The 23,929-nt window shown below is 40.2% G+C and carries 26 protein-coding genes; 12 read left to right on the forward strand and 14 right to left on the reverse strand.

The annotated features are described in order from the left end of the window. Positions 1-6: 6 nt before the first annotated feature. From CRO21_RS04625 to CRO21_RS04650, 6 genes are all read right to left on the reverse strand, one after another. Complete coding sequence (locus tag CRO21_RS04625; protein WP_097078179.1) at positions 7-774, reverse strand: lysogenization protein HflD; 768 nt, start codon at positions 772-774, stop codon at positions 7-9. A gap of 3 nt (positions 775-777) precedes the next feature. Next, the gene (gene mnmA, locus CRO21_RS04630) at positions 778-1,917 is read right to left on the reverse strand and encodes a tRNA 2-thiouridine(34) synthase MnmA (protein WP_097078513.1); all 1,140 of its coding nucleotides are present in this window, start codon (positions 1,915-1,917) and stop codon (positions 778-780) included. A 21-nt stretch (positions 1,918-1,938) separates the two neighbouring features. Then, positions 1,939-2,418, reverse strand: a complete 480-nt coding sequence (locus CRO21_RS04635; protein ID WP_097078180.1) for an NUDIX hydrolase — start codon at positions 2,416-2,418, stop codon at positions 1,939-1,941. Between the two features lie 102 nt (positions 2,419-2,520). Further along, complete coding sequence (locus CRO21_RS04640) at positions 2,521-3,075, reverse strand: gamma carbonic anhydrase family protein (protein WP_097078181.1); 555 nt, start codon at positions 3,073-3,075, stop codon at positions 2,521-2,523. A 96-nt stretch (positions 3,076-3,171) separates the two neighbouring features. Beyond that, entirely contained in the window at positions 3,172-4,332 is a 1,161-nt protein-coding gene (dacC, locus tag CRO21_RS04645) for a D-alanyl-D-alanine carboxypeptidase PBP5/6 (RefSeq protein WP_097078182.1), read from the reverse strand. A gap of 112 nt (positions 4,333-4,444) precedes the next feature. Then, a complete protein-coding gene (locus CRO21_RS04650; RefSeq protein ID WP_097078183.1) occupies positions 4,445-4,852 on the reverse strand; it encodes an MCR_0457 family protein in 408 nt (135 codons plus the stop codon). Between the two features lie 96 nt (positions 4,853-4,948). On the opposite strand from CRO21_RS04650, the gene surE reads away from it, so the two are divergent. The 4 genes from surE to CRO21_RS04670 all read left to right on the forward strand — a co-directional run bounded on the left by surE (position 4,949) and on the right by CRO21_RS04670 (position 9,578). Next, a complete protein-coding gene (gene surE / locus CRO21_RS04655; RefSeq protein WP_097078184.1) occupies positions 4,949-5,758 on the forward strand; it encodes a 5'/3'-nucleotidase SurE in 810 nt (269 codons plus the stop codon). Positions 5,759-5,946: 188 nt separating this feature from the next. Next, entirely contained in the window at positions 5,947-6,801 is an 855-nt protein-coding gene (locus CRO21_RS04660) for a LysM peptidoglycan-binding domain-containing M23 family metallopeptidase (protein WP_097078185.1), read from the forward strand. A 112-nt stretch (positions 6,802-6,913) separates the two neighbouring features. After that, complete coding sequence (locus tag CRO21_RS04665; RefSeq protein WP_097078186.1) at positions 6,914-7,828, forward strand: LysR family transcriptional regulator; 915 nt, start codon at positions 6,914-6,916, stop codon at positions 7,826-7,828. A 190-nt stretch (positions 7,829-8,018) separates the two neighbouring features. Continuing rightward, entirely contained in the window at positions 8,019-9,578 is a 1,560-nt protein-coding gene (locus CRO21_RS04670; RefSeq protein ID WP_213064399.1) for a phospholipase D family protein, read from the forward strand. A 78-nt stretch (positions 9,579-9,656) separates the two neighbouring features. On the opposite strand, the gene CRO21_RS04675 is transcribed toward CRO21_RS04670, so the two are convergent. Then, positions 9,657-10,868, reverse strand: coding sequence for an aspartate aminotransferase family protein (locus CRO21_RS04675; RefSeq protein WP_097078188.1), 1,212 nt, complete (start codon positions 10,866-10,868; stop codon positions 9,657-9,659). Positions 10,869-11,023: 155 nt separating this feature from the next. Here CRO21_RS04675 and grxD point away from each other — a divergent pair, with 155 nt between their 5' ends. After that, positions 11,024-11,362: a Grx4 family monothiol glutaredoxin gene (grxD, locus tag CRO21_RS04680; protein WP_097078189.1), complete on the forward strand. Its 339-nt coding sequence runs from the start codon at positions 11,024-11,026 to the stop codon at positions 11,360-11,362. Between the two features lie 171 nt (positions 11,363-11,533). On the opposite strand, the gene yaaA is transcribed toward grxD, so the two are convergent. Next, positions 11,534-12,313, reverse strand: a complete 780-nt coding sequence (gene yaaA, locus CRO21_RS04685; protein ID WP_097078190.1) for a peroxide stress protein YaaA — start codon at positions 12,311-12,313, stop codon at positions 11,534-11,536. 121 nt (positions 12,314-12,434) lie between these two features. Between yaaA and CRO21_RS04690 the strand changes: the two genes are divergently transcribed. Then, positions 12,435-13,061, forward strand: coding sequence for an alpha/beta hydrolase (locus CRO21_RS04690; protein WP_097078191.1), 627 nt, complete (start codon positions 12,435-12,437; stop codon positions 13,059-13,061). Positions 13,062-13,256: 195 nt separating this feature from the next. Here CRO21_RS04690 and CRO21_RS04695 read toward each other — a convergent pair whose 3' ends face one another. Continuing rightward, positions 13,257-14,015: a D-Ala-D-Ala carboxypeptidase family metallohydrolase gene (locus CRO21_RS04695; protein ID WP_213064400.1), complete on the reverse strand. Its 759-nt coding sequence runs from the start codon at positions 14,013-14,015 to the stop codon at positions 13,257-13,259. A gap of 113 nt (positions 14,016-14,128) precedes the next feature. Then, complete coding sequence (gene fdxA / locus CRO21_RS04700; protein WP_097078193.1) at positions 14,129-14,458, reverse strand: ferredoxin FdxA; 330 nt, start codon at positions 14,456-14,458, stop codon at positions 14,129-14,131. A gap of 298 nt (positions 14,459-14,756) precedes the next feature. On the opposite strand from fdxA, the gene trhP reads away from it, so the two are divergent. After that, a complete protein-coding gene (gene trhP, locus CRO21_RS04705) occupies positions 14,757-16,091 on the forward strand; it encodes a prephenate-dependent tRNA uridine(34) hydroxylase TrhP (protein WP_097078194.1) in 1,335 nt (444 codons plus the stop codon). A 4-nt stretch (positions 16,092-16,095) separates the two neighbouring features. Beyond that, entirely contained in the window at positions 16,096-16,344 is a 249-nt protein-coding gene (locus CRO21_RS04710; protein WP_097078195.1) for a YfhL family 4Fe-4S dicluster ferredoxin, read from the forward strand. A 130-nt stretch (positions 16,345-16,474) separates the two neighbouring features. Here CRO21_RS04710 and CRO21_RS17780 read toward each other — a convergent pair whose 3' ends face one another. Beyond that, positions 16,475-16,603 (reverse strand): hypothetical protein, encoded by a 129-nt coding sequence (locus tag CRO21_RS17780; RefSeq protein WP_265734853.1) that lies wholly within the window; start codon positions 16,601-16,603, stop codon positions 16,475-16,477. 28 nt (positions 16,604-16,631) lie between these two features. Continuing rightward, complete coding sequence (locus tag CRO21_RS04715) at positions 16,632-17,246, reverse strand: superoxide dismutase (protein WP_097078196.1); 615 nt, start codon at positions 17,244-17,246, stop codon at positions 16,632-16,634. Positions 17,247-17,402: 156 nt separating this feature from the next. Between CRO21_RS04715 and CRO21_RS04720 the strand changes: the two genes are divergently transcribed. From CRO21_RS04720 to CRO21_RS04730, 3 genes are read left to right on the forward strand one after another with little or no spacing between them, the layout of a single operon-like run. Next, positions 17,403-17,594, forward strand: coding sequence for a hypothetical protein (locus tag CRO21_RS04720; RefSeq protein WP_097078197.1), 192 nt, complete (start codon positions 17,403-17,405; stop codon positions 17,592-17,594). A 35-nt stretch (positions 17,595-17,629) separates the two neighbouring features. Then, positions 17,630-18,160, forward strand: a complete 531-nt coding sequence (locus tag CRO21_RS04725; RefSeq protein WP_097078198.1) for an O-acetyl-ADP-ribose deacetylase — start codon at positions 17,630-17,632, stop codon at positions 18,158-18,160. Between the two features lie 10 nt (positions 18,161-18,170). Then, positions 18,171-19,181: a CobW family GTP-binding protein gene (locus tag CRO21_RS04730; RefSeq protein ID WP_097078199.1), complete on the forward strand. Its 1,011-nt coding sequence runs from the start codon at positions 18,171-18,173 to the stop codon at positions 19,179-19,181. Between the two features lie 23 nt (positions 19,182-19,204). Here CRO21_RS04730 and CRO21_RS04735 read toward each other — a convergent pair whose 3' ends face one another. Together CRO21_RS04735 and CRO21_RS04740 are read right to left on the reverse strand one after the other, a co-directional pair. Beyond that, positions 19,205-20,527, reverse strand: a complete 1,323-nt coding sequence (locus tag CRO21_RS04735; RefSeq protein WP_097078200.1) for a polyamine export protein PaeA — start codon at positions 20,525-20,527, stop codon at positions 19,205-19,207. 240 nt (positions 20,528-20,767) lie between these two features. Beyond that, on the reverse strand, positions 20,768-21,769 hold the full coding sequence (locus tag CRO21_RS04740) for a LysR family transcriptional regulator (protein ID WP_087620767.1): 1,002 nt from the start codon (positions 21,767-21,769) through the stop codon (positions 20,768-20,770). Between the two features lie 455 nt (positions 21,770-22,224). Here CRO21_RS04740 and CRO21_RS04745 point away from each other — a divergent pair, with 455 nt between their 5' ends. Further along, positions 22,225-23,829, forward strand: a complete 1,605-nt coding sequence (locus CRO21_RS04745; protein WP_097078514.1) for an isocitrate lyase — start codon at positions 22,225-22,227, stop codon at positions 23,827-23,829. Positions 23,830-23,929 lie beyond the last annotated feature (100 nt).

The raw sequence follows: 23,929 nt of genomic DNA on the forward strand, positions 1-23,929 counted from the left end.
GCGCAATTATAAAGATTCAGATTCCACTTCAAGCTGTTGTTGCTGGTGCTGGAGTTCTGCAAAATATCGAATGTGTTTAAGTATTTTTCCTTTGGAAAAAATCATTTTCCATGGGCTGCCGCCGAGATCACGCCAATAATGAGCAGCTTGTAATCCTGCAAATAACAAGGCGCGAATCAGCGCAACTTCATGGTTATTTCTAAAGGCTTGTGATGAGCCTTTTACCATGATACGGGGTTTTAAATGGCTGGCGGTATCACTATAGGTCTGTGCAAGTGCGGCAATGATACTGCTATTTTGATAGTCATGATCAAAAAAAGCGAATTGACGGATAATTTTTTGCTGTGTTTGCTCAATTTTTGCCGGGTAGTCTTTATGGGCATAAACTTTGGCAGACAATTGCAACAATGACATTGCATAACGCAATGCCTGTTTGGGATTTTTGGTTTTTACACGTGGATAGCGTTGTTTAGGTTGCGGATCATAGGGCATGACCAGACTTTGTTCCAGTGTGTGTAAGCCAAGATGCACATCGCTTAAAGATTTAAAGAACACCAAGCTATTTGAGTTTGGATTGTGCCCGACACGAATATTTAAAGATGCCTGTAACAGAACTGTTGCATAGTGCTGACCCAATTCCCCAACCCGCTGCGAACCCGTAGTGGCAATGGCATGCACCAGTTGAGCCGCCTGAAACACCGCAGCAAGGGCAATCGCTTGATGCTGTTCGGTATTGAATTGATCTTGATCAATGAAGGGTGCTGGTATTGTCATAATTTAACCCTGCAAATAATGGGGGAGCGGTGCATTGGTGCTACGAATCACACCACCACCCAGACAATACTGATCCTGATAGAATACCACGGATTGGCCCGGTGTCGCTGCGCGCTGTGGTTGATCAAACACCACTTTCACGCCTTGAGAGAATTCTTCATGAGGATAAATCACACAGCCTTGGTCGGGCTGACGGTAACGGGTTTTTGCGGTACAACGAAAACCTGACGCAGGAATATCCTGTTCACCGGCAATCCAGTAAATTTCTTCACTATCGAGTTCTGTGCTCAACATCAATGGGTTTTCATGACCTTGTCCGACCACTAGACGATTGTTTGGGATATCTTTGTACAATACAAACCAGGCACCTTCGTCGGCATTTTTTAATCCGCCGATTCCAATGCCACCACGTTGGCCGAGGGTGTAATACATTAAGCCATGATGCTTGCCAATAACGGTGCCATCTTCGAGTAGGATTTCACCGGGTTGCGCAGGGAGATATTGTTTAAGAAAATCATTAAAGCGGCGTTCGCCAATAAAACAAATACCAGTCGAATCTTTTTTGCTGGCTGTGGCTAACTCAAGTTTTTTGGCAATTTCACGAACTTGTGGTTTTTCCAGTTCACCGACTGGGAACAGGGTTTTATTGATTTCCCGGCCATGTACAGCATGTAAAAAATAAGTTTGATCTTTATTGTTATCTATGCCACGTAGCAATGGTGCATAGGCTTCACCTTTGCTGTTAAGACATGTTTCGCCGCGGCGACAATAATGACCGGTGGCAATATAATCTGCACCGAGTGTCACGGCATAATCAATAAAGGCACGGAATTTGATTTCTTTATTACACAAAATGTCGGGATTTGGCGTGCGTCCGGCAGAATATTCTGCCAGAAAATGTTCAAACACCCGATCCCAATATTCCATGGCAAAATTGGCGGTATGCAGTTTAATGCCCAGACGATCTGCAACCGCTTGTGCATCAGCCAGATCCTTGAGTGCTGTACAATATTCCGTGCCGTCATCTTCTTCCCAGTTCTTCATAAACAGGCCTTCGACTTGGTAGCCTTGTTCTAAAAGAAGTGCAGCCGAAACCGATGAATCTACACCGCCAGACATTCCGACGACGACACGTTTTTGCATATTGCTTGCAGGCATATTGAGTTAAGCTTCCAAATTTGAGGTAGGAGAAATAAAAGGATGTTCATAAATCAGCGACAATGGATATTTTTGTCCACTTAATGCATCTTGAATGGCTTTGATGACCAAAGGACTGCGGGCACGTCCCGAGTTCTGTAATTCGTTTAGCGTTAGCCATGTAGCACGAATAATTCCGGTATCAAGTTTTTGTTGTGTATCCTTAATCGGTTTGGCCAAAAAACAGAAACGGAAATAGGTACGATCTGGAAACATCGGTGGGGTATAGGTATAAAAACCCAGCAGATCGGTAATTTCAACCTGCCATGCGGTTTCTTCTAGGGTTTCACGTAAAGCAGCTTCAATCAGGGTTTCGCCTGCTTCAACATGTCCGGCCGGTTGATTATAAACAGCATGGCTAAAGCCTTCGCTGTGTTCTTCGACCAGCAAAAAACGATCATCTTGTTGTACCACAGTGGCAACAGTGACATGGGCAGACCAAGACATTGTTTATACCCCTCAAAAAATTACGCTATATGATACGAAATTTAGCGGCTAAAGGCCAATACTTCTAAAAGGTTGGGTGATTTTGTCGTTGAATTGAAAAATCTATGCCGAATGATCATTTTGATGTAACTTATGTTGATTCATGACTTTGACATAATGTAGGGCAGAATAAGACAAGAAGGCTAGTTCTTTTTCCGTCAATGGACGTACTTGTTGTACAGGGTGACCGACATATAAATAACCGCTTTTGAGTACTTTACGGGGCGGTACCAGACTACCTGCACCAATCATCACATCATTTTCGATAATCGCATCATCAAGGATAATACTATTGATGCCGACGAGTACCCGATCGCCAATACGACAGCCATGTAAGTTGACATGATGACCAACCGTGACTTCTTCACCAATAATCAGTGGGGAGCCTTGAGGTTTTGACGCATTTTTATGACTGACATGCAACATACAATGGTCTTGTACATTGCTGTTTTTACCAATCTGAATGGAGTTCACATCACCACGAATGACTGCAAACGGCCAAACGGAAACATTTTCGGCCAAACTGACTTCACCTATGACAACAGCCATTTCATCAATATAACAACTGCTGTCAATCTGTGGGCGATGTTCAAGATAGGGGCGAATATTATGTGTCATGCTGACCTGTAGCGATGAAAGAAAACCACAGCATTATAAATAAAAAAAGCATTCACTTGGACAAATGAATGCTTTAATTAAAAGATTTATTCAGGATTAGAATAAATTACTAAAGAATAATTTGATATGGTCAATTAAACGCGAGAAGAAACCAGCTTCTTCAACGGGTGTTAATACCACAAGTGGTTGTTCGGCAATCACTTTGCCATCAACCAGTGCAGAAATCTTTCCAACAACCTGACCTTGTTTCAAAGGTGCTTCAAGTTTTGGATTTACATTGAGTTTGGTTTCAATTTTACTGCTTTGGCCCTTTGTCATGGTCACAGCAAAAGGATCGGCAACCCCAAGTGCTACTTTATCTTCTTTACCAAACCAGACCGGTGCATTGGCCAGTGTTTTGTTGGCAGGTCGAATCACCACAGTTTCAAAGTTACCAAAACCCCAGTTGAGTAATTCACGGGTTTGAGTTGCGCGGGCCTGCATGGTTGGTGCACCAAAAATTACCGTGATCAATCGCATTGGGCCGCGTTTGCTAGAGGTGGTCAAGCAATATCCGGCTTCGTTGGTATGGCCGGTTTTTAAGCCATCAACACTTGGATCGGTATACAGTAAGGCATTACGGTTGCCTTGTTTGATACCATTAAAGGTAAATTCTTTTTCAGAGTAGATCGGATAGTATTTTGAGCTGTCATGAATAATATGTTTGGCCAGTAAAGCCATATCCAAGGCACTGGAATAATGACCTTCGGCAGGCATACCAGTCGCATTTGCAAAATGCGTATTTTTCATGCCAATACGTTCGGCTTCCTGATTCATCATGTGGGCAAATGTACCTTCATTGCCCGCAATGTGTTCCGCAAGTGCTTTAGAGGCATCATTGCCGGACTGTACGATGATGCCACGTAGCATTTCCAATACTGTAGCTGTGCCATTCAGTGGGACATACATACAAGATTCGGCACTACTACCACGACACCAAGCAGATTCATTCATACGAACTTTTTCATTTTCCGTGAGTTCGCCTTTTAGTAATTTTTGCTCGATGATGTAACTGGTCATCATCTTGGTCATGGAAGCAGGGGCAAGATGTTCATTTTCATTTTTTGCCGCAAGGATTTGACCCGATTCGTAGTCCATGACGACATACGCTTTATTGTCCAGTTCCGGTGGAGAAGCAATTACAGTCGCTGCATATGTAAAACTATATGATGTACTTGCTAATAAGAATAATGCAGCAGATGCAAGTTGGCGTGCCATTATTAGAGTTCCAGTAATTAAAATTTGATGTGGTAAGAATGCGCCATTCTAAAATAGTCAAGCCAACAAGCCAAATGGTTTAAGACGTTTATTAAAAAAAACTGTCAAAAATTTATTTTTTCTTGCCCCATTCAATCATATCCAGACAGACTGCACGATTTGATTCACTGCTGGCTGAGCTGACATTCTGACGGAATTGTTGCAACAAGTTTTTATAATCTTCATCTTCTTCATTTAAAAACTGTAAAGCCAACTGAGGATTGGACACATCTTTTAATTTTACATCTACATAGCGTTTATAAGCTTGATCAAAATTTTTATTGTTACCAATCAATTTTGGACAAATTTCAGAAAAAACCTGAGCATAAGCCAGATCTTCTTTTAACGAGCCAATATCGGAACTAACATCGACTACGTCGCCATTATTATGGTTGGCATGTTTGTCCTGCGCTGCATTGGCAAATACCGATAATCCAAGACATAAAGTGGAAATACATGCTGTTTTAATCAATTGATTCATTATAAAAACTACCTTAATACGACATTACACGTTAAATTGCGTTTACAATACCCAACTGTTTTTGCTTTCGCTATATAAGTTTTGTAGAGATTTTACGTGAATATTTTAATATCCAATGATGATGGTGTTTTTGCACCGGGAATAATTGCGCTGGCCAATGCCTTGCGTGAAATTGCACATGTTACGATTGTGGCACCGGAAAGTGAAAGAAGTGGATATTCTTCGGCATTAACGCTGGATCGACCTTTACGACCTATTCAAATTTCCAAAGATGTCTGGGCCGTCAATGGTACGCCGGCAGATTGTGTCTATTTATCCATGAACGGATTATTTAATGACAGAGAATTCGATCTGGTGGTGAGCGGCATCAATAGCGGACCAAATTTGGGTGATGATGTTTTATATTCCGGAACAGTAGGCGCTGCATTTGAAGGGCGGCTGATGAAACAGCCTGCAATCGCGGTGTCGTTTTGTGGACAGCATGTACGCACTTATCAGGATCCCCAAGATTATGAAAAAGCTGCACAGTGGGTCAAATCATTTATTCAAAGTGGTTTGCCACAATTGCCAGCAAGACATATTTTCAATATTAATATTCCAGATGTTGCACATTATTCGGGTGTACATATCACCCATCTTGGACAGCGATCACAATCCAAACCGATCACCACACAAGTTGATCCACGGGGCCGTCAGGTTTACTGGATTGGGCTATCAGGTGAGGCAGTCGCTGCACCGGGTAAAGTTGAAGGGATTCAATCGGATTTTTATGCGATTGCCAATGATGCTATTAGTATTACCCCGATACAGATGGATGCAACCAATTATGACGTGTTACATGAGTTAAACCAGATTTTGTCAACACAGGGCATAGCAGTAAATAATGATATCAGCGAACGGACTTGATCATTGTTGATGGCTTAACTGATGCTGAAATGAATGTATGGCATAGGATAAGCCTGTATTTTTGTTTAAAAAGCAGGCAATTATCCAGAGTTATGTTATGAGTTTGTTTCATTCCTAGCAAAGGGATATAAACTTTTCTTTTTGATTTGTTATGCTAAGACAAATACTTTGATTGATTGGATAGATGAATGGCTTGGGCAGCACCTTTGTTGATGAATAATAAATCTATAAAGACAATCTTATCGGCAAGTCTTCTTGCAAGTACAGTATTGGTTGTGGGCTGTGCCTCCAAGCCAACCGTAAATAATTCTCGGGTATTTTATGTACCAGAATTTTATACCGTACAACCAGGCGATAGCTTAAGTAAAATTGCTGCAAAATACGGCCTCAATTACATGGATGTTGCGCGTTTAAATAATATCGATGCAATTGATAAAATTTATGTCAATCAATCCTTAAGATTGCGTGACAATAGCAAGTCTTCCACCCGTCTGGTACGCGGTACACCAATTGAGCCTGTACCAGAAATCAAGCGTCAAAGTATTGCGACGCAGGCACAAACTGCAACAGTGCCAACACAGACAGTTCCTGTACAGCCGACAACACCACAAGTTGGACTGGGCGCAGCCACAGTACCACAGATTAATCCGAGTCATTCGACAGTCACAAATAGCCAGATTAAATGGGTGGTGCCGAGTTCAGGACCGATTGTTGCGCGCTTCGATTTAAATCAAAACCGAAAAGGTCTTTATTTTGGTGGCAAAATCGGTGATCCGATTTATGCAGCAGCCAATGGTGAGGTAGTGTATGCCGATGATGGTTTAACTGAATATGGCAAATTAATTTTGGTGCGTCATAGCAATGGTTATATCACAGCATATGCCCATAACAGTAAATTGCTGGTTAAAGTAGGGGATCGTGTCACCAGTGGGCAGAAAATTGCCGAAATGGGTAATAGCGGTGCGACGAGTACGATGTTGCAATTCCAGATTCGTCTTGATGGAAAACCAATCGACCCGATCACGGTGCTGCCCATCAGTTAAATGATTCCAGATGACTGATATTGGGATTTGTGTATAAAGCCCTTATGTTTATATGGTTTTTCTTGTATACTCACTCACTGAATATGTAAAAATAACAAAACAGTGAGTGATTATGTTAGATAATTTACGGGCAATGGGTGTTTTTGCTTGTGTGGTAGAGCGTAATTCTTTTAGTGGGGCAGCCAGAGAGCTCGGTATTACAACAAGTGCTGTAAGCCAGCAAATACGCTCATTAGAACAAGAAATGAATGTTACACTACTGCATCGTTCTACCCGAAAGATTAGTTTGACCGAAGTGGGACAGGCTTTTTATCAAAGCTGTCAGGAAATGATGGCAGCTGCTGAACGGGGCAAGATCCGAATCAGTGAATTGCAGGACAATTTAATTGGTGAGTTGCGCATTGCCACTACGCCAGAATTGGGTGCAATGCATATTGTTCCTGCATTATCACAATGGATGATGGCGCATAGCAGTTTAAAAGTCCGGATTGAGGCAGCACATCATTATGTTGATCTGGTGGATCAGCATATTGATATTGCGATTCGCATGAGTCCCAAGATGGAGCAGCGAGATGATTATGAATTTATTCCGATGGCACGGGTTGAGCAAGTGCTACTGGTGTCGCCGTCTTATTTAAATCAAAATACTTCAATTGACTGTCCGCAGGATTTGGTCAAGCATGAGCTTTTACCGATTGATTTAATGACGGATTATTCAAAGTTCAGTTTTACGCATGCGACAAGTGGCGAGAAAGTACAGGTTGAAATGCCTGTACGTATTCAAACCAATAATGTCTATGTGGCAAAATCGCTGTGCCAGAATGGTCATGGTATTGCCAGAATACTCTATCTTGATGCGCAACATGAGTTGCGGAAATCGGAACTGGTTGAACTTTTACCGAATTGGAAGTTACCGGAATATATTTTGTATGCGGTGATTTTAAAGCGCGAACAACAACCAGTGAAAATTGTCCGTTGTATTGAAACCTTAAAAAACTTTTTTGCGCAGTTGCCTGGTGGCCGATAAATATTTCATTGCGATTTCATCACATATTGTTCAGTAGGAATAGATTTTAATGTTAGTGGTTTTTATCAGGAATGACTTTACAAGTTTTTAAGCAGTGCGTCTCTATAGGGCTTGATAACAATTTTCCTCACTGAATTTAATAGCAACATGCTATGTTAAAAAGCCACACAGTTATTATTTTTTTAATGTGATGTCTTTTTGCTTTAAAATTATACCCATCATTTTTATCATCACTTTGCTATGTAGTGGGCTTGTAGGATGTCGTTTGCCGATGAATCATAACAAACCGGAAGCATCTTTCGCCGTTGAAAATCCATATTGGTTAAATGAAGCAGGTGTTCAGGAAAAACTGGATCAAGGGCTAACTGCTTATCTGGGTTTGGATGATGCTTTTATCAGTATTGCTTCGCGAATTTATTTGATTCGTCATGCACAGCATCATCTGGATTTGCAATACTATATCTGGAAAGATGATTTTATCGGTCATCTCATGCTCTCAGAGCTATTAAAAGCTGCTGATCGTGGCGTAAAGGTTCGCTTACTGCTGGATGATCAAAATGGTACACAGTTGGACCCTACTTTAAAAATTTTGGTAAATCACCCTAATATTCAGATCAGATTTTTCAATCCATATAAATTCCGTCATTTGCGGGTATTGGATTATATTTTTCGCTTAAAACATGTTAATCATCGCATGCATAATAAATTGATTATTGCAGATGGCGTCATTGCAGTGACGGGCGGACGTAATATCAGTAGTGAATATTTTGATGCCAGTGAACAATTTCAGTTTACCGATATGGATATTTTATTTTATGGTCATGCAGTTGAACATGCCAATGCAGTTTATCTGGAATTCTGGAATGATCGGTTGAGTTATGCTGTACAGCAATTTATAGGTTCCGGCAATGAACAGCACCTTGAACAACTAAGACAAAAATATGCTGCGTATCATCTGAATGATCAAAATGTGGAAGATAAAATTCGACAAGCACAAGAATTATTAAAAGTTCGTTTACAGGAAGATCCTGTAGAATGGGCAGAGGCTCATTTTGTTGCTGATTCACCGAAAAAAATCACGGGTCAGGCAACCGGCAACGAGTTGATTTATCATCAAATGTATCAATTGATGGGGCAGCCAAAACAGCATTTGGAACTGGTGTCTGCGTATTTCGTCCCGACACAGCGAGGGGAGCAGTATTTATCCTCACTGGCGAATCGTGGTGTCAATGTGCGGATTTTAACTAATTCATTTTTGGCTAATGATGTCGCTGTGGTGCATGCTTTTTATCAGAAATATCGTAAAGACTTACTGAAAAACGGGGTACAGCTCTATGAATTTAAACCCTATATTCATCGAGATAAACCGACTTGGTACGAACTGATTACCGGGAATATTATTCCCGCTAAGGGCAAAAATAATTCCAGTTTGCATGCCAAATTCTTTGATATTGATGGCAAAGTGTTTATTGGTTCATTTAATTTTGATCCACGATCTGCCAACCTGAATAGTGAAGTCGGTTTGGTGGTCGAGTCTGATCGCTTGCAGGATCGTGTCTCTCAGTCACTGGATCAATACTTACCCCAGATTGCATATCAACTTAAACTGGATGTGCAGGGAGAGATCATCTGGATTGAATATACGGCGGATGGAAAACAAATTATCCATAACAAAGAACCTGAATCCAATAAGTTCCAACGATTTATGATTAAATTTGCTGCAATTTTTCCGGTAGAGTGGTTAATGTAGAGTGGATTTAGCACAAAAAAAGAAGCTGCCATATTATAGGCAACCTCTTTTTAATCTCAAACAATTGTCAGATTTTGATTATTTTAGAAAGTCCTGAATAATTGGCACCAGACGATCCAGCAAATCATCTGCCTGTTGCTGCGTCATGTTTAATGGCGGTAATAAACGTACCACATGGCCGGCAGTCACATTAATAATTAATTGTTTTGTATCACGTGCGATGGCAACCAGTTCGGCACAATCTTTGGGTAATTCAATCCCAATCATCATGCCAAAACCACGTACTGTGACATTCAGACCTGCAAGGCGGGCAGTAAACTGCTCAACCAGATATTGCCCAATCTGTGCAGCATTTTCTACGGCATTTTCTTTAAAAATGGTATCAATGACTGTATAGACCACACGACTGCCTAGTGCTGTACCACCATAAGTTGAACCATGATTACCAGCTGCCAGTACACCCACCGCTGGACCTGCTACCATCACCGCACCAATTGGGAAGCCATTACCTAAGCCTTTGGCTGTGGTAAGTACATCAGGCTTGATGGTGGTATGTTGGTAGGCAAAATATTTACCGGTACGACCATTACCGGTTTGAACTTCATCCAGCATCAATAACCAATTGTGCTGGTCACACAATTCACGTAATTGCTCTAGATAATGAAAACCTTGTGGTGCAGTATTAACACCGCCTTCACCCTGAATCGGTTCAACAAAAATGGCAACAATGTCATCACGTTCACTGGCAAGTTGGGCAATGGCTGCGACATCACCATAAGGTACGCGTAAAAAGCTATCAACCAATGGCTCAAAACCTGCCTGAACTTTTTTATTGCCAGTTGCGGATAATGTTGCAATGGTACGACCATGAAAAGAATGATCGGCTACGATAATCTTACCGTTGTGAATACCACGGTCATTGCCATATTTACGGGCAATTTTAATTGCACCTTCATTGGCTTCTGCACCACTATTGGAAAAAAATATCTCGTCCATGCCGGATACTTGGGCAAGTTTTTGTGCAGCAGCTGTTTGCCATGGAATTTCGAAAATATTACTGGTATGAATCAAGGTGTGCGCTTGCTCGGCAATGGCATCGGCAATCACAGGGTGAGCATGTCCCAAACCACATACCGCAATCCCGGTTAGTGCATCTAAATATTCTGTACCATCTTCGGTATAAAGATATGAACCTCGACCTCGGACAAAGGCGATCTGTTGACGACCATAGGTTGGCATCAAATGACTAGGTTGATCGCTTTGAATCGGTGCGGGCGTATACTGGCTCATTTCCATCTCTTTATACAAAACAAAGTGTTAATCTAAGCAAAATATTGTCATAAAAGAAAGCCCGAATGCCGATATTTTTGTCGAAAAAACCAATTGGGACTACGCAATGAAGATGTTTTGTCTATAATAGGCAGATTGATAAAGAGGAATACACCATGACCGAACAAGTACGTGATACCGAAGCGTTGATCCGTGATCAAATTGCCAAACATGCGGTATTGCTTTATATGAAAGGCACACCACAATTTCCACAGTGCGGCTTTTCTGCCCGTGCAATAGAAGTTTTGAGCCAGATTGGGCGTCCATTTGCCTATGTGAATATTCTAGAAAATCAAGATATCCGCGCAACATTACCAAAAATTGCCAACTGGCCAACTTTCCCGCAATTATGGGTGGCAGGCGAATTGGTGGGTGGTAGCGACATTATGCTGGAAATGTTCCAGAATGGTGAATTACGTACCCTGATCGAAGAACATAGTCCTGAGCAAGGATAAGACGAGCATTGCTCGTCCCTTGCGCAAGGCGAGCAGTTGTGCTGCAAGTTGTAGGACTATCTGCCAGTTATTACGATGTTAAGCTTAAGCAAAGCATTTTTGCTTAAGCTGCTTTTCAAAGAGGGGATAACAAAGTCTATTTAAACAGGATTGATCTGATGATCAAGAAAGCTATTTAATCCCTTCATCACGTTTAAATACATATTCAGATGCATTCGAGTTTTCTTCATCAAAATAATAACCATCCAGATCAAACGCTTTCAGTTGTTCAGGCTGTGTGAGGTGATTTTGGATAATAAAGCGTGACATTAAGCCCCGGGCTTTTTTTGCATAAAAACTAATAACTTTATATTTGCCATTTTTTTGATCTAAAAATACAGGTTTGATAATATTTGCATTTAAAGTATTTTCTTGTACAGCTTTATAGTATTCATCAGAAGCAAGATTAATCAGAAGATCATCTTTTTGTTGCTGCATATCTTGTTTTAATAATGTACTAATCCGATCTCCCCAGAATTGATATAAATCTGATCCGCGTTCATTTTTTAGTTTTGTTCCCATTTCCAAGCGATAAGGCAACATCAAATCCAATGGACGTAATAAACCATACAAGCCTGAAAGAATACGTAAATGTTGTTGTGCAAATTCAATATCTTGTTCGGACAAGGTTTCTACATCAAGCCCGGTATACACATCACCTTTAAAAGCAAAAATAGCCTGTCTGGCATTATGTAAGTCGAAATCTTTTTGCCAATCACGAAAGCGTTCAACATTTAAGGTGGCCAATTTATCACTGATTTTCATTAAGCTGGCTAATTGCGTGGCGGAAAGTTTACGACAGCTTTCTATTAATTCTGCCGAATCTTCCAGACAACGAGGCTGGGTAAATTGCTCTGTGGCAAGTTCTGATTCATAGTCGAGTGTTTTTGCAGGGGAAATAACAATAAACATAATGATTGGGCAAATTTGAAATGGAGTTTAAATACTGTAACAAATGCTGAAATTTATGCCAAGAACTGATTTGTATTGCCTGAATACTTGCTAGAATACGCTTGGATAAAATAGGTGTGTTATGACAGAACAAATTTTCCTTCAAGGTGAAGCCGGACAAATCGAAATTTTTGAAGATTGTCCAGAAAACATTAAAGCAATTGCAGTTGTTACCCATCCCCATCCATTAATGGGGGGGAATCCACAGCATAAAATTCCCCAGTTGATTACAGATGTTTTGCTTGAAAAAGGATGTTTAGTGTGGCGGCCCAGCTTTCGTGGTATGGGACAATCTGAAGGGGCACATGATCATGGCAATGGCGAAAGTCGTGATGTGGCACTGTTGAGTCTGGAACTGCAAAAAAGATATCCAGATTTGCCATTTATTGCGGGTGGTTTCTCATTTGGTTCCCATGTCTGGTCTAAAAGTTTTCATTTACTTGCCGAGCAAAACCGACCTGAAAAACTACTACTCGCAGGTTTGCCTTGTGGTTTTGTACGCGGCGCTGTAGATTATCAAACACCGCAAATCGATAGTGATATTCTACTTGTACATGGTGAGCAAGATGATATTACACCTCTACAAGATGTAATTGACTGGGCAAAACCGCAACGTCATCCGATTACCATTATGCCGGGTGCCAATCATTTTTTTACTGGCTATTTAAAACCTTTAAGATTAATTATTGAGCGGTATTTTGTCATCTAAATAGGCACATTGATTACAAATATACTCAGTAAAGTTGTAATAATATAGAGGACAGTTAATCCAATATAGTTTGCTTTACTGAGGTTTTTTTTGATTATTCAATATATTAAATAGATATGAGATATTATTATTCAGTATTTTTGGATAGAACTCTTTACACGATACTATCTTTCTAAAATTAGTCAAAAAATAAAACTAATAATTACGACACATTGAGGTATTGCTGGTATGATCCGGTCCCCATGAACGGTAGCCCTGCGTATCAATATGAATTTGCCCGGAGGCATAAACGCCTAGACCCATATTGAGTGTTTGACCATGTTGATTCCAGAAATTACATAATTTAATTTTTGTATCTTCAATCAAAATAATATCTTCAGGTTGGGTGGGATATTCAGGACCAATACGAAAATCAATAGCCGCATTATGGACATGTTTTGAGCCTGCTGCACCACCGGCACAAATATTTAATGAATAATCCCGATAAACTGACGTAATTTCATAATTCGTAAGCACTTTAGTATCAACTAAATATTGCAGAATTTTCAAGGTAGGCAATAAATTATTCCAAAGTTCTGGAGTTGGTACCGAATAGGGTGCATAACCACATTTGGCCCAGTCTCTTGCATTACGTAATAATTGATAGGTTGGTACCGCGGTATTGACACGATTTTCTTTTAAAAATTTTTCGTAATGACGCACCCGTTCTTTATGCTCACCTTGATTCAGCCAAACCAGATAATTGGCAGGTGGCTGTTTTAGCCAAGTTTGCTGTACAGGGGGCTGCGGTGCTTGTTGCGGATTAATGATAACTTTTCGGGCAGTCTCAGGTAAACGCTGCATCGATTGAGTCGATGTCGTAGTACATCCGGATAATATGAATGGACATAAACTGAGGAGTAAAAAGCACTTCGCAGTATTTTTGAATTTAATCGGGGGTATAATTTTCGTCATTATTATAGTTTAGGTGTAAATTGAAAAAGATACAAAATGTACTTTGCAAAAAAATGTACAGCAAACGTATGTTGAGGGTTAAAACATACATAACCCTCAACATGTTAAGAAGATTAACGTTCCAGAAATTTTAACTTGTCTGGTTTACCATTCCATTCTTCACGATCTTCTGGTTGATCGCCAATTTGGGTAATATTATTACCTGACCATTTTTCTGCCAGTTCCGTATTAATTTCAATAAAGATTTCCTGTCCCTCGGGCAGTTCATCTTCCGAGAAGATCGCATTGGCAGGACATTCCGGCTCACATAGCGCACAGTCGATACATTCGTCTGGATTGATGACAAGAAAGTTGGGACCTTCATAAAAACAATCCACAGGACAAACTTCTACACAGTCTTGGTATTTGCATTTAATACAGTTTTCAGTAACGACAAAGGTCATGGCGACAGCTATCCAATATTCAGTTTGGTGAAAATTTTGCTTATTCTAAGGAAAAAAAACATAAAGTACCAATCTCTTTTATTGATAACGGTTATAAAAACAATGTAAAAGCATAGCTGAAGTCATGATATGACTGAATTCTGCTTAAATTTTAAAAGCAATAAATCGATCACTAAGGTATGGTCACACCACCTTGGATTTTATCCATAATTTTTATATGGTTTTTTTCACTGATTACTGAATTTAAGCAGTAAGATAAGGTAAAATAAAACCATATTATATTTATGGTTTTATCTAAATGGCTGAGTTACTTTCTCCTGCGGGTTCTTTAAAAAATATGCGTTATGCTTTTGCCTATGGTGCAGATGCGGTATATGCAGGGCAACCCCGTTATAGTTTACGTGTACGTAATAATGAGTTTGATCATGACAATTTAAAAATTGGTATTGATGAAGCACATGCATTGGGGAAAAAATTCTATGTGGTGGTGAATATTCAACCGCATAATGCCAAATTAAAAACCTTTATTCGCGACCTTGAACCCGTGGTCGCTATGCAACCCGATGCACTGATTATGTCTGATCCCGGTATTATAATGATGGTTCGAGAGAATTTTCCCGATATGCCGATTCATTTATCGGTACAGGCCAATGCAGTGAACTGGGCAACGGTAAAGTTCTGGAAAAATTATGGCATTAGCCGGGTGATTCTTTCCCGGGAATTGTCGATTGAGGAAATAGCCGAAATACATACCCATGTTCCGGATATTGAACTTGAGGTTTTTGTGCACGGTGCCTTGTGTATGGCATATTCTGGACGTTGTTTATTGTCTGGTTATATGAATAAGCGTGATGCCAATCAAGGTGCTTGTACCAATGCTTGTCGCTGGGATTATCAGGTTCATCCGGCACAGGAAAATGAAACTGGTGAAGTGGTATTGAAATCTTCCATACAAAAATCTTTTGCACAAAAAATTGAACCGGTATTGCTACAACAAGGCGATAAACCGGAATTGATGGAAATGGATGAAGATGAACATGGTGCATATATCATGAATTCAAAAGATCTTCGTGCTGTGCAGCATGTTGAGCACTTGCTTAACATTGGCGTGGAGTCGCTTAAAATTGAAGGACGAACCAAATCCTATTTTTATTGCGCCCGCACAGCACAGGTCTATCGTAAAGCCATTGATGATGCCGTCGCAGGAAAACCTTTTGATCAAACCCTGATGACAACCTTGGAAGGTTTGGCACATCGTGGTTATACCGAAGGTTTCTTGCGTCGACATGTACATCAGGAATATCAGAATTATGAAACAGGCTCATCACGCAGTTTTCATCAGCAATTTGTCGGCGAAATTCTGGATCGTGACGGTGATTATGTCCGTGTTGCAGTAAAAAATAAGTTTTTATTGGGAGATCGACTGGAATTGATGACACCGCAGGGTAATCATATTTTTGTGTTAGAAGAAATGCTGGATAAAAATCATCGGTCAATTTCCGATGCAAAAGGTGATGGACATATTGTGAAAATTCCGGTTGAGCAAAGTATCGCCATTGAATATGCATTATTGATGCGGTTTTTGCCGGAAGTTTCCAATCTGGATCGTATTGCTGTACAGGCGTGTGGATAATGCCATGGCTTTGCTGATTACGTCGAAATGTATCAATTGTGATATGTGTGAACCAGAATGTCCAAATCAGGCGATTTCTGAAGGTGAAAAAGTCTATGAAATTGCTGTGGATTTATGTACCGAATGCGTTGGTTATTATGATCAACCGACCTGTATTCAGGTCTGCCCGATTGATTGTATTATTCCCGATCCTGCCCATATCGAAAGCAAGGAAGAATTGCTGATCAAGGCAAAACAGTTGATGCAGCAATAATCAGTATCCAATGATGAAAATTGGTGATCAATGCATCAATTGTCAGGCACAGTTAACCTGTTGTACTTTGATCAAGCCTGATTTGAATACAAATCAATGTTTCGCAATCGCAGTACAACAGGACATATTTTTAGAAAATAAGATGTTGTGCAGACATTAGACAATAACTGCCGATAGCCAGTACAAAGACACCTAGAACGTAGCGGTATTTTTGTAGCTGCTGTTTATAGTGTTGTAATTGTTGCATCGTAATCATCATATTTTCTCCATTTAATTAATTCAGCTCATCATTGATCCAGTGCTTCCTGATAACGGCGATTTACTTCGTCCCAGTTGATTACATTAAAAAATGCAGCAATGTATTCTGGGCGGCGGTTTTGATATTTTAGGTAATAGGCATGTTCCCATACATCCAGACCTAAAATAGGGGTGTTTTTCTGTATTAATGGGCTATCCTGATTGGCAGAACTTTCTACAACCAGTTTTTTTTCTGGGGTCACGGCTAACCATGCCCATCCGGAACCAAAGCGAGTCAAAGCAGCCTGAATAAATTTTTGTTTAAATTCTTCAAAATTACCAAAATGCTTATCGATTTCTTCGGCAACTTTTCCGGTTGGATCACCACCAGCATCTGGTGCCATCACTGTCCAGAACAGACTATGGTTGGCATGTCCACCACCGTTGTTAATCACTGTATTTTTAATGTCAGCGGGAACATCATTGACACGGGCTACCAGTTCTTCAACAGGTAATTTTTCCCATTCGGTGCCTTCAATGGCCGCATTGATATTATTAATATAGGTTTGATGATGTTTGGTATGATGGATTTCCATGGTTTTACTATCGATATGGGGTTCTAATGCATCATAAGCATAAGGAAGTGGAGGGAGTTGATATGTCATAGTCTACCTTGGGATAATGAAGTTGTTTTACATATGCTAATAATTATCATATACAAAAGTAAATTTCAATCATTTCCATGTGTTAATTGTTTAAGACTTTATCTGAACTTTGATTTATGTGACACTATCCATTATGACAAGTCAGAGTGATTGGTGATGAGTACAGAAAAAACGCGTCCATGGATCGTAGTGCTATTAGTATTAATTTTATTGGTCTTTATTGTTGTAGGTGGCTATGCACTGTATCACGATGCCTCGTCTATTCTAGGTTATCTTTTTCTAGGATTGGGTCTGGGTGGTTTAATTGCAGGCTGGGGGACTTTAATGAATGACCGAGAAAAAAAATAATACGAAAAAATTATCAGATTTAGGACAAGACGTTTATGCCAAATATTGAAATCATTCAGACAGATATTACGACATTAAAAGTTGATGCCATTGTCAATGCTGCCAATTCTTCATTATTGGGCGGTGGTGGTGTTGATGGTGCGATTCACCGAGTTGGCGGGGTAGAAATACTTGATGAATGTAAAATGATCCGGGAAAAGCAGGGCGGCTGTCGTACTGGACATTCGGTTGCAACGGGCGCAGGGAAGTTACCTGCACAATATGTGATTCATACGGTCGGACCAATCTGGCAGGGCGGCAATAATGAGGAAGAAAAGCTTCTGGCAGCGTGTTATGTGAATAGCCTTGAGCTTGCAGAAAAATTAAAGTGTAGCAGTATTGCTTTTCCAAATATCAGCACAGGCGTTTATCATTTCCCCAAAAAAGAGGCAGCAAAAATTGCACTTGCTACAGTAAAAAAACAGTTGCATCATTTAAGTTGTGTCGAAACCATATATTTTGTTTGTTATGATCAGGAAAATTATTTAATTTACCAAGACATCATGACTTATTTTTCAGATTTATAAGTCTTAAAATATGCAATTTAAAATTCAAGCGGTGCCTACACATATTATTACTGGCTTTTTAGGTGCCGGTAAAACGACTGTATTAAAACATCTATTACGTCAAAAGCCAGCGCATGAGACATGGGCTGTTCTGATGAATGAGTTTGGTGAAATTGGTATCGACCAGACCTGGATTGCCGAGCAAAATGGTGTGGCAGTTAAAGAAGTATTAGGCGGTTGTTTATGCTGTACCTCACAATTGCCGATGCAAATCGCACTGGCCCGACTGCTCTCGGAATTTAAACCGACAAGATTGTTTATCGAACCGACAGGTTTGGGACATCCCAAAGAACTGGTGGATCAACTCAGTCAGGCACACTGGCAGACCAGTTTGTCATTGCGTCAGGTGGTCACTGTGGTTGATGGACATAGATTACATGAACAGCTCTGGCAGCAGCATGAGATTTTCTTACAGCAGATTGATGTGGCTGATATTGTACTGGTGTCCTATCATCAGCAAATGTCGGCGCAAGATGAGCAACAACTGACGCATTTAAAACAGGCTTATCATGGGCTGGATAAGCAGTGGTTTTTAATTGATCATGGTCAAATTGCATTGGAACAGCTTGATCAATTGCATACTGCTGTACAGATCAAGAAACAATCCTTGTTAATACTGCAACAGCAAAATTTAAGGCAGACAGAAATGGCCGAGCCTAAAACTTTGCCGTATCATTATGTTTCTAAAAAGCAGGTTTCTGGACAACAAGCATATACTGTTGCCGGCTGGCATTTACCAAAATCGTGGCAATTTGATGCAGACCAACTGTTATCAGGCTTACAGCAACTCAAAAATTGCGAGCGTATCAAGGCTAAACTCAATACCGGTCAGGGCTGGATTGATATTAATGCCATTCCGGCAAATTTCCAAATCGATTTTGCGGCACATGCCGGACTGGATAATCGCCTGGAAATTATTAGTCAGGTTGAACAGGATTGGTTGTCTATAGAGCAGAATCTAATCGATAGCAAGCTTGATTAAGCCTTAACCAATCCGTATAAAATTTATTCTTCTTCTGTAGGATTGGCTGGCGGTTGTTCTATTAGACGTGTCACCAACAACTGGTCAATTTTATAGTGGTCAATATCGACGACTTCGAATTTAAAGCCTTCATGTTCAACATAATCCGCAGGACGAGGAATTTTGCGTAAACGATACATGATAAAACCTGCAATGGTTTCATAGTTTTCCCATTCAGGAAATTCTTCGATATCCAGTGCATGTTTAACATCTTCAATCGGTGTTGAACCTTCAATCAGCCATGAATTTTCATCACGTTTAATAATTTGTAGGTCTTCATCTACTGGTGTTACCCAGTCGCCCATCACGGTAATCATGATATCAGATAGCGTAATTACCCCGACAACCAGCGCATATTCATTGATCACCACAGCCAGCTTTTCTTTTGTGGCACGAAAGCGGTCAAGCAATTCTGACAAAGTTAATGAATCCGGGATAATCAGTACATTTCTAATAATAGATTCATTGAGTTGAATAAATGATTGATTATTCATGATCTTAACCAGAATATCCTTGGTATCGACATAGCCAATCACTTGATCAATTTGTTCGTTGCACACCAAAAACTTGGAGTAAGGATATTCTGCAATTTTTTGACGGATACTGTGTTCAGATTCTTTTAAGGTAAAATAAACCACATTTTCACGTGTGGTCATGCTGGAAGGGACTGTACGTTCCTCAAGCTCGAACACATTTTCAATAAAATGATGTTCCTGTTGCTGAAGCACGCCTGCCTGTGCACCGGCATCAACAATTGCAGAAATATCATCAAATGTAATATTGTCATCACGCGTGGTGTTGATTTTAAGCAAGCGAAAGATCAGATTGGCAATGGCATTAATTACCCATGCCAGTGGTTTACAGATTTTGATAAATATACTGATCGGATTAATAACAGCAATCGAGATTTTTTCAGGTGCAATCATCGCCAGACGTTTTGGCATCAGATCGGCAAATAAAATAAAGAGGGAAGTAACAAAGGTGAAGGAAAGAATAAATCCAATTGATTCTGCCCATGGACCGCCATAAAAGCGTTCAACAAAATTCATTAGATAAGGGCGAAAGGCTGCTTCACCTAAAATACCGCCGAGGATCGCCACTGCATTTAAACCAATTTGCGAGGCGGCAAAGAAATCGGCAGAATTCTCTTGCAGTTTAAGAACTTTGGTTGCCCGTTCATCACCAGCTTCGGACAACAGTTTTAGCTTAATTTTTCTTGAACCCGCAAGAGCAATTTCTGAAAGAGACAGAAATCCTGCGCCGATTATCAATGTAATAATGACAATGATATTTTGAAATAAGCTCACGAATCACACCTATATGGAGTATTTGTATCTCAAGATACTGATTTTATGAAATCCGATCTTATGAAAATAGTTTTTGATTCACAAAGGTATCTGATCGATGTTGATAATTAAAAATTAAAATAGATTTGAATGTGGGTATTGTACTCGAAATTTTTACTGGAAGTATAAAAAATATCAAAAAGTCAAAGGCAGGGATCATCAGGATTTCTGCCTTTGGAAAGATTAAAGTGGTTAATGTCTTTAGAAATGTGAATAAGGTGGCACTGGACTATTATTATTTGCCAAAAATTCACGTTTTTCTTCTTCCACCATTTGTCGTGCCACAAAGAGAATTAACTGACGTAACCAGCGATGTGCAGGGTGATGGTGTAATAATGGGCACCATGCCATTTTTAATTCAAATTCGGGAATATAAAAAGGTGGATCTTTAATGACCAGACGAGAATTATTGGCTTGTAATCGTGCAATACGTGACGGCAAGGTGGCGATCAGATCAACATTTTGTGCCAGTAAAGCAGGCATTTGATAATGCCGGGTAAATACCGAAATTTTGCGTTTTTGCCCGATGCGTTCTAATGCCTGATCAATCCAGCCCAAACCGGCTTGTTTTTCCGGATTTACCCCGAAACCAACACCCATACCTGTTTTGGAAACCCAGATATGTTGGGCATCCAGATAGGTTTTTAAATTGAGATGGGATACAGCAGGGTGTCTATCATTTAATAAGCAGCTAAAACTGTCGCGCCATACCAGCACTTGGTGAAAACTTTGCGGAATTTCATTAAAGCGGTTAATGGCCAGATCGACTTTACCTTGCTCCATGTCCCGATAAGAGACATCGCTGGGCGTGAGAAAATCCAGCACCACATGTGGGGCTTCGGAACGTAAGGCTTTAATCAGGCGTGGTACCAATGTGGCTTCTGCATAGTCAGACGTCATAATGCGAAAGACACGATTTGACGTATAGGGACGAAACTCGGTCCGAGGTTCCAGAATCATGGAAAGATCTGATAAGGCATCACGGATACGTGGCTGTAACTCCAGTGCACGTTCGGTGGGGGTCATACCTTCAGAAGAGCGAATAAGCAAAGGGTCATTAAACAGTGTACGTAAACGGCGTAATATATTACTCATTGCCGGTTGGGTGACGCCAAGTTGCTCGGCAGCACGCGTAACATTTTTTTCTCGTAATAATACGTCTAAATAAATTAATAGATTGAGATCGACCCGCTCAAGATTCATCTAAAGAATACCACAAAATAACGTCCTGAAATTGGGTGAATTATGCCACATTTCTAAATGATTGTATGCATATAAATTAAAAAAATGTCTACGCTGTAAAAATAGCATGGAAAACTGAAAATAAAGGCCAAAAAACTGCTTTTTGGCAAAGATAAAGGCATATTAGACATAAGTCGTAACAGCTTTATTGAATGTTTTTTGACAAGAAATAAAAAAATATACGATTAAATTATTTTTATAAAGTTGATTTAAAACAATAACTTATTTTAATCACATAACAATATGTTTTGATTGTGATCATGATATTTTTTAAATAAATAGTGAAGATCAAGGCAGAATATTGGATTAATGAAATGACTCCTACTATGCTGTGTTTCATACAAAAAGCAGGGTGTTTTTGCAGTCGCTAAATACCAAGTTTTAATCGATGATCCTAACATAAAATGCAGGAATATATCATGACATATCAATCAGCTTTAGAGCATGTACGCTCCGTTAAAAACAAATTAGGTGGCACATGGAATGCGATCCGCCCAGAAGATGCGGCACGTATGATTGTTCAAAACCGTTTCCATACTGGTTTGGATATTGCGAAATATACCGCGGCTATCCTGCGTAAAGACATGGCTGAATACGATGCAGATCAGAGCAAATATACACAATCATTAGGATGCTGGCACGGTTTTATTGCACAACAAAAAATGATTGCCAATAAAAAATATTTTGGTACAACATCTAAGCGTTATATCTACCTTTCTGGCTGGATGGTTGCTGCGCTTCGTTCAGAATTTGGTCCACTTCCAGACCAATCCATGCACGAAAAAACTGCTGTACCTAAATTGATTGCAGAAATCTATACATTCTTACGTCAAGCGGATGCCAAAGAATTAAACGATTTGTTCCGTGCATTACAAAAAGCTGAATCTGCTGGCGATGCTGCAAAAGTAAAAGATATCGAATCACAAATCGATAACTTCGAAACGCATGTTGTACCGATCATTGCTGACATTGATGCTGGTTTTGGTAACGAAGAAGCAACTTATTTGTTGACCAAACAAATGATCGAAGCGGGTGCTGCTGCAATCCAGATCGAAAACCAGGTTTCTGATGCGAAACAATGTGGTCACCAGGCTGGTAAAGTAACTGTTCCACACGAAGACTTCCTTGCAAAAATCAATGCAGTACGTTATGCATTCCTTGAGCTTGGTGTTGATGACGGTGTAATCGTTGCACGTACTGACTCTGAAGGCGCAGATTTAACTCAAAAAATCCCTGTATCAAAAGAGAAAGGTGATTTGGCTTCTCAATACATTAGCTATTTAGATACGCAAGAAATTGATATCGCCGATGCTAAAGAAGACGAAATCCTGATTAAACGCGATGGTAAATTACATCGTCCAACACGTTTGGCTTCCGGCCTGTATCAGTTCCGTGAAGGCACACAACATGACCGTGTTGTACTTGACTGCGTAACCAGCTTACAAAACGGTGCGGACATGATCTGGATCGAAACACCAACACCAGACGTTCAGGGTATTGCTAGCTTTGTAAATGATATCAAAGCACAAGTTCCAGATGCGAAACTTGTTTATAACAACTCTCCATCATTTAACTGGACCTTAAACTTCCGTCAACAATCATATGATCGTTGGGCTGCTGAAGGTAAAGACGTATCTGCTTACGACCGTGCCAAGTTAATGAGTGCTGAGTATGATAATTCTGAATTGGCTGCTGATGCTGATGAGAAAATTCGTACCTTCCAAGCAGATGCTGCACGTGAAGCAGGTGTGTTCCATCACTTGATCACACTGCCTACTTACCATACAGCTGCGTTGTCTACACATGAGTTGGCAAAAGGTTACTTTGGTGAAGAAGGTATGTTGGCTTATGTTGCCGGCGTTCAACGTAAAGAAATCCGTGGCGGTATCGCATGTGTGAAACACCAAGCAATGGCTGGTTCAGACATCGGTGATGATCACAAAGAAATCTTTGCTGGTGAACAAGCGCTTAAAGCGGGTGATGACAGCAAAAACACCATGAACCAATTTGCAGCACACTAAGTATTCAAATACTTGGTTGTAGTTTAAAAAGTTCAGCGCAAAAATGTTGCTTCATTGATTAAAGACATTGGATTGATGAAGTAACATAAACTAAAAGCTG

Source organism: Acinetobacter puyangensis (assembly GCF_900096995.1).
Classification (GTDB): domain Bacteria; phylum Pseudomonadota; class Gammaproteobacteria; order Pseudomonadales; family Moraxellaceae; genus Acinetobacter; species Acinetobacter puyangensis.

Excerpts from the sequence above, each read along its gene's own strand:
- yaaA (WP_097078190.1), bottom strand. The coding sequence starts at position 12,313 with ATGTTTATTGTTATTTCCCCTGCAAAAACACTCGACTATGAATCAGAA.
- trhP (WP_097078194.1), top strand. The coding sequence starts at position 14,757 with ATGGCTGAGTTACTTTCTCCTGCGGGTTCTTTAAAAAATATGCGTTAT.
- CRO21_RS04665 (WP_097078186.1), top strand. The coding sequence starts at position 6,914 with ATGTTAGATAATTTACGGGCAATGGGTGTTTTTGCTTGTGTGGTAGAG.
- CRO21_RS04650 (WP_097078183.1), bottom strand. The coding sequence starts at position 4,852 with ATGAATCAATTGATTAAAACAGCATGTATTTCCACTTTATGTCTTGGA.
- mnmA (WP_097078513.1), bottom strand. The coding sequence starts at position 1,917 with ATGCAAAAACGTGTCGTCGTCGGAATGTCTGGCGGTGTAGATTCATCG.
- CRO21_RS04730 (WP_097078199.1), top strand. The coding sequence starts at position 18,171 with ATGCAATTTAAAATTCAAGCGGTGCCTACACATATTATTACTGGCTTT.
- CRO21_RS17780 (WP_265734853.1), bottom strand. The coding sequence starts at position 16,603 with ATGATGATTACGATGCAACAATTACAACACTATAAACAGCAGCTACAA.
- CRO21_RS04725 (WP_097078198.1), top strand. The coding sequence starts at position 17,630 with ATGCCAAATATTGAAATCATTCAGACAGATATTACGACATTAAAAGTT.
- CRO21_RS04720 (WP_097078197.1), top strand. The coding sequence starts at position 17,403 with ATGAGTACAGAAAAAACGCGTCCATGGATCGTAGTGCTATTAGTATTA.
- CRO21_RS04660 (WP_097078185.1), top strand. The coding sequence starts at position 5,947 with ATGGCTTGGGCAGCACCTTTGTTGATGAATAATAAATCTATAAAGACA.
- CRO21_RS04710 (WP_097078195.1), top strand. The coding sequence starts at position 16,096 with ATGGCTTTGCTGATTACGTCGAAATGTATCAATTGTGATATGTGTGAA.
- CRO21_RS04675 (WP_097078188.1), bottom strand. The coding sequence starts at position 10,868 with ATGAGCCAGTATACGCCCGCACCGATTCAAAGCGATCAACCTAGTCAT.
- CRO21_RS04695 (WP_213064400.1), bottom strand. The coding sequence starts at position 14,015 with ATGACGAAAATTATACCCCCGATTAAATTCAAAAATACTGCGAAGTGC.
- CRO21_RS04690 (WP_097078191.1), top strand. The coding sequence starts at position 12,435 with ATGACAGAACAAATTTTCCTTCAAGGTGAAGCCGGACAAATCGAAATT.
- CRO21_RS04640 (WP_097078181.1), bottom strand. The coding sequence starts at position 3,075 with ATGACACATAATATTCGCCCCTATCTTGAACATCGCCCACAGATTGAC.
- CRO21_RS04715 (WP_097078196.1), bottom strand. The coding sequence starts at position 17,246 with ATGACATATCAACTCCCTCCACTTCCTTATGCTTATGATGCATTAGAA.
- CRO21_RS04625 (WP_097078179.1), bottom strand. The coding sequence starts at position 774 with ATGACAATACCAGCACCCTTCATTGATCAAGATCAATTCAATACCGAA.
- CRO21_RS04740 (WP_087620767.1), bottom strand. The coding sequence starts at position 21,769 with ATGAATCTTGAGCGGGTCGATCTCAATCTATTAATTTATTTAGACGTA.
- dacC (WP_097078182.1), bottom strand. The coding sequence starts at position 4,332 with ATGGCACGCCAACTTGCATCTGCTGCATTATTCTTATTAGCAAGTACA.
- fdxA (WP_097078193.1), bottom strand. The coding sequence starts at position 14,458 with ATGACCTTTGTCGTTACTGAAAACTGTATTAAATGCAAATACCAAGAC.
- CRO21_RS04635 (WP_097078180.1), bottom strand. The coding sequence starts at position 2,418 with ATGTCTTGGTCTGCCCATGTCACTGTTGCCACTGTGGTACAACAAGAT.
- CRO21_RS04670 (WP_213064399.1), top strand. The coding sequence starts at position 8,019 with ATGTCTTTTTGCTTTAAAATTATACCCATCATTTTTATCATCACTTTG.
- grxD (WP_097078189.1), top strand. The coding sequence starts at position 11,024 with ATGACCGAACAAGTACGTGATACCGAAGCGTTGATCCGTGATCAAATT.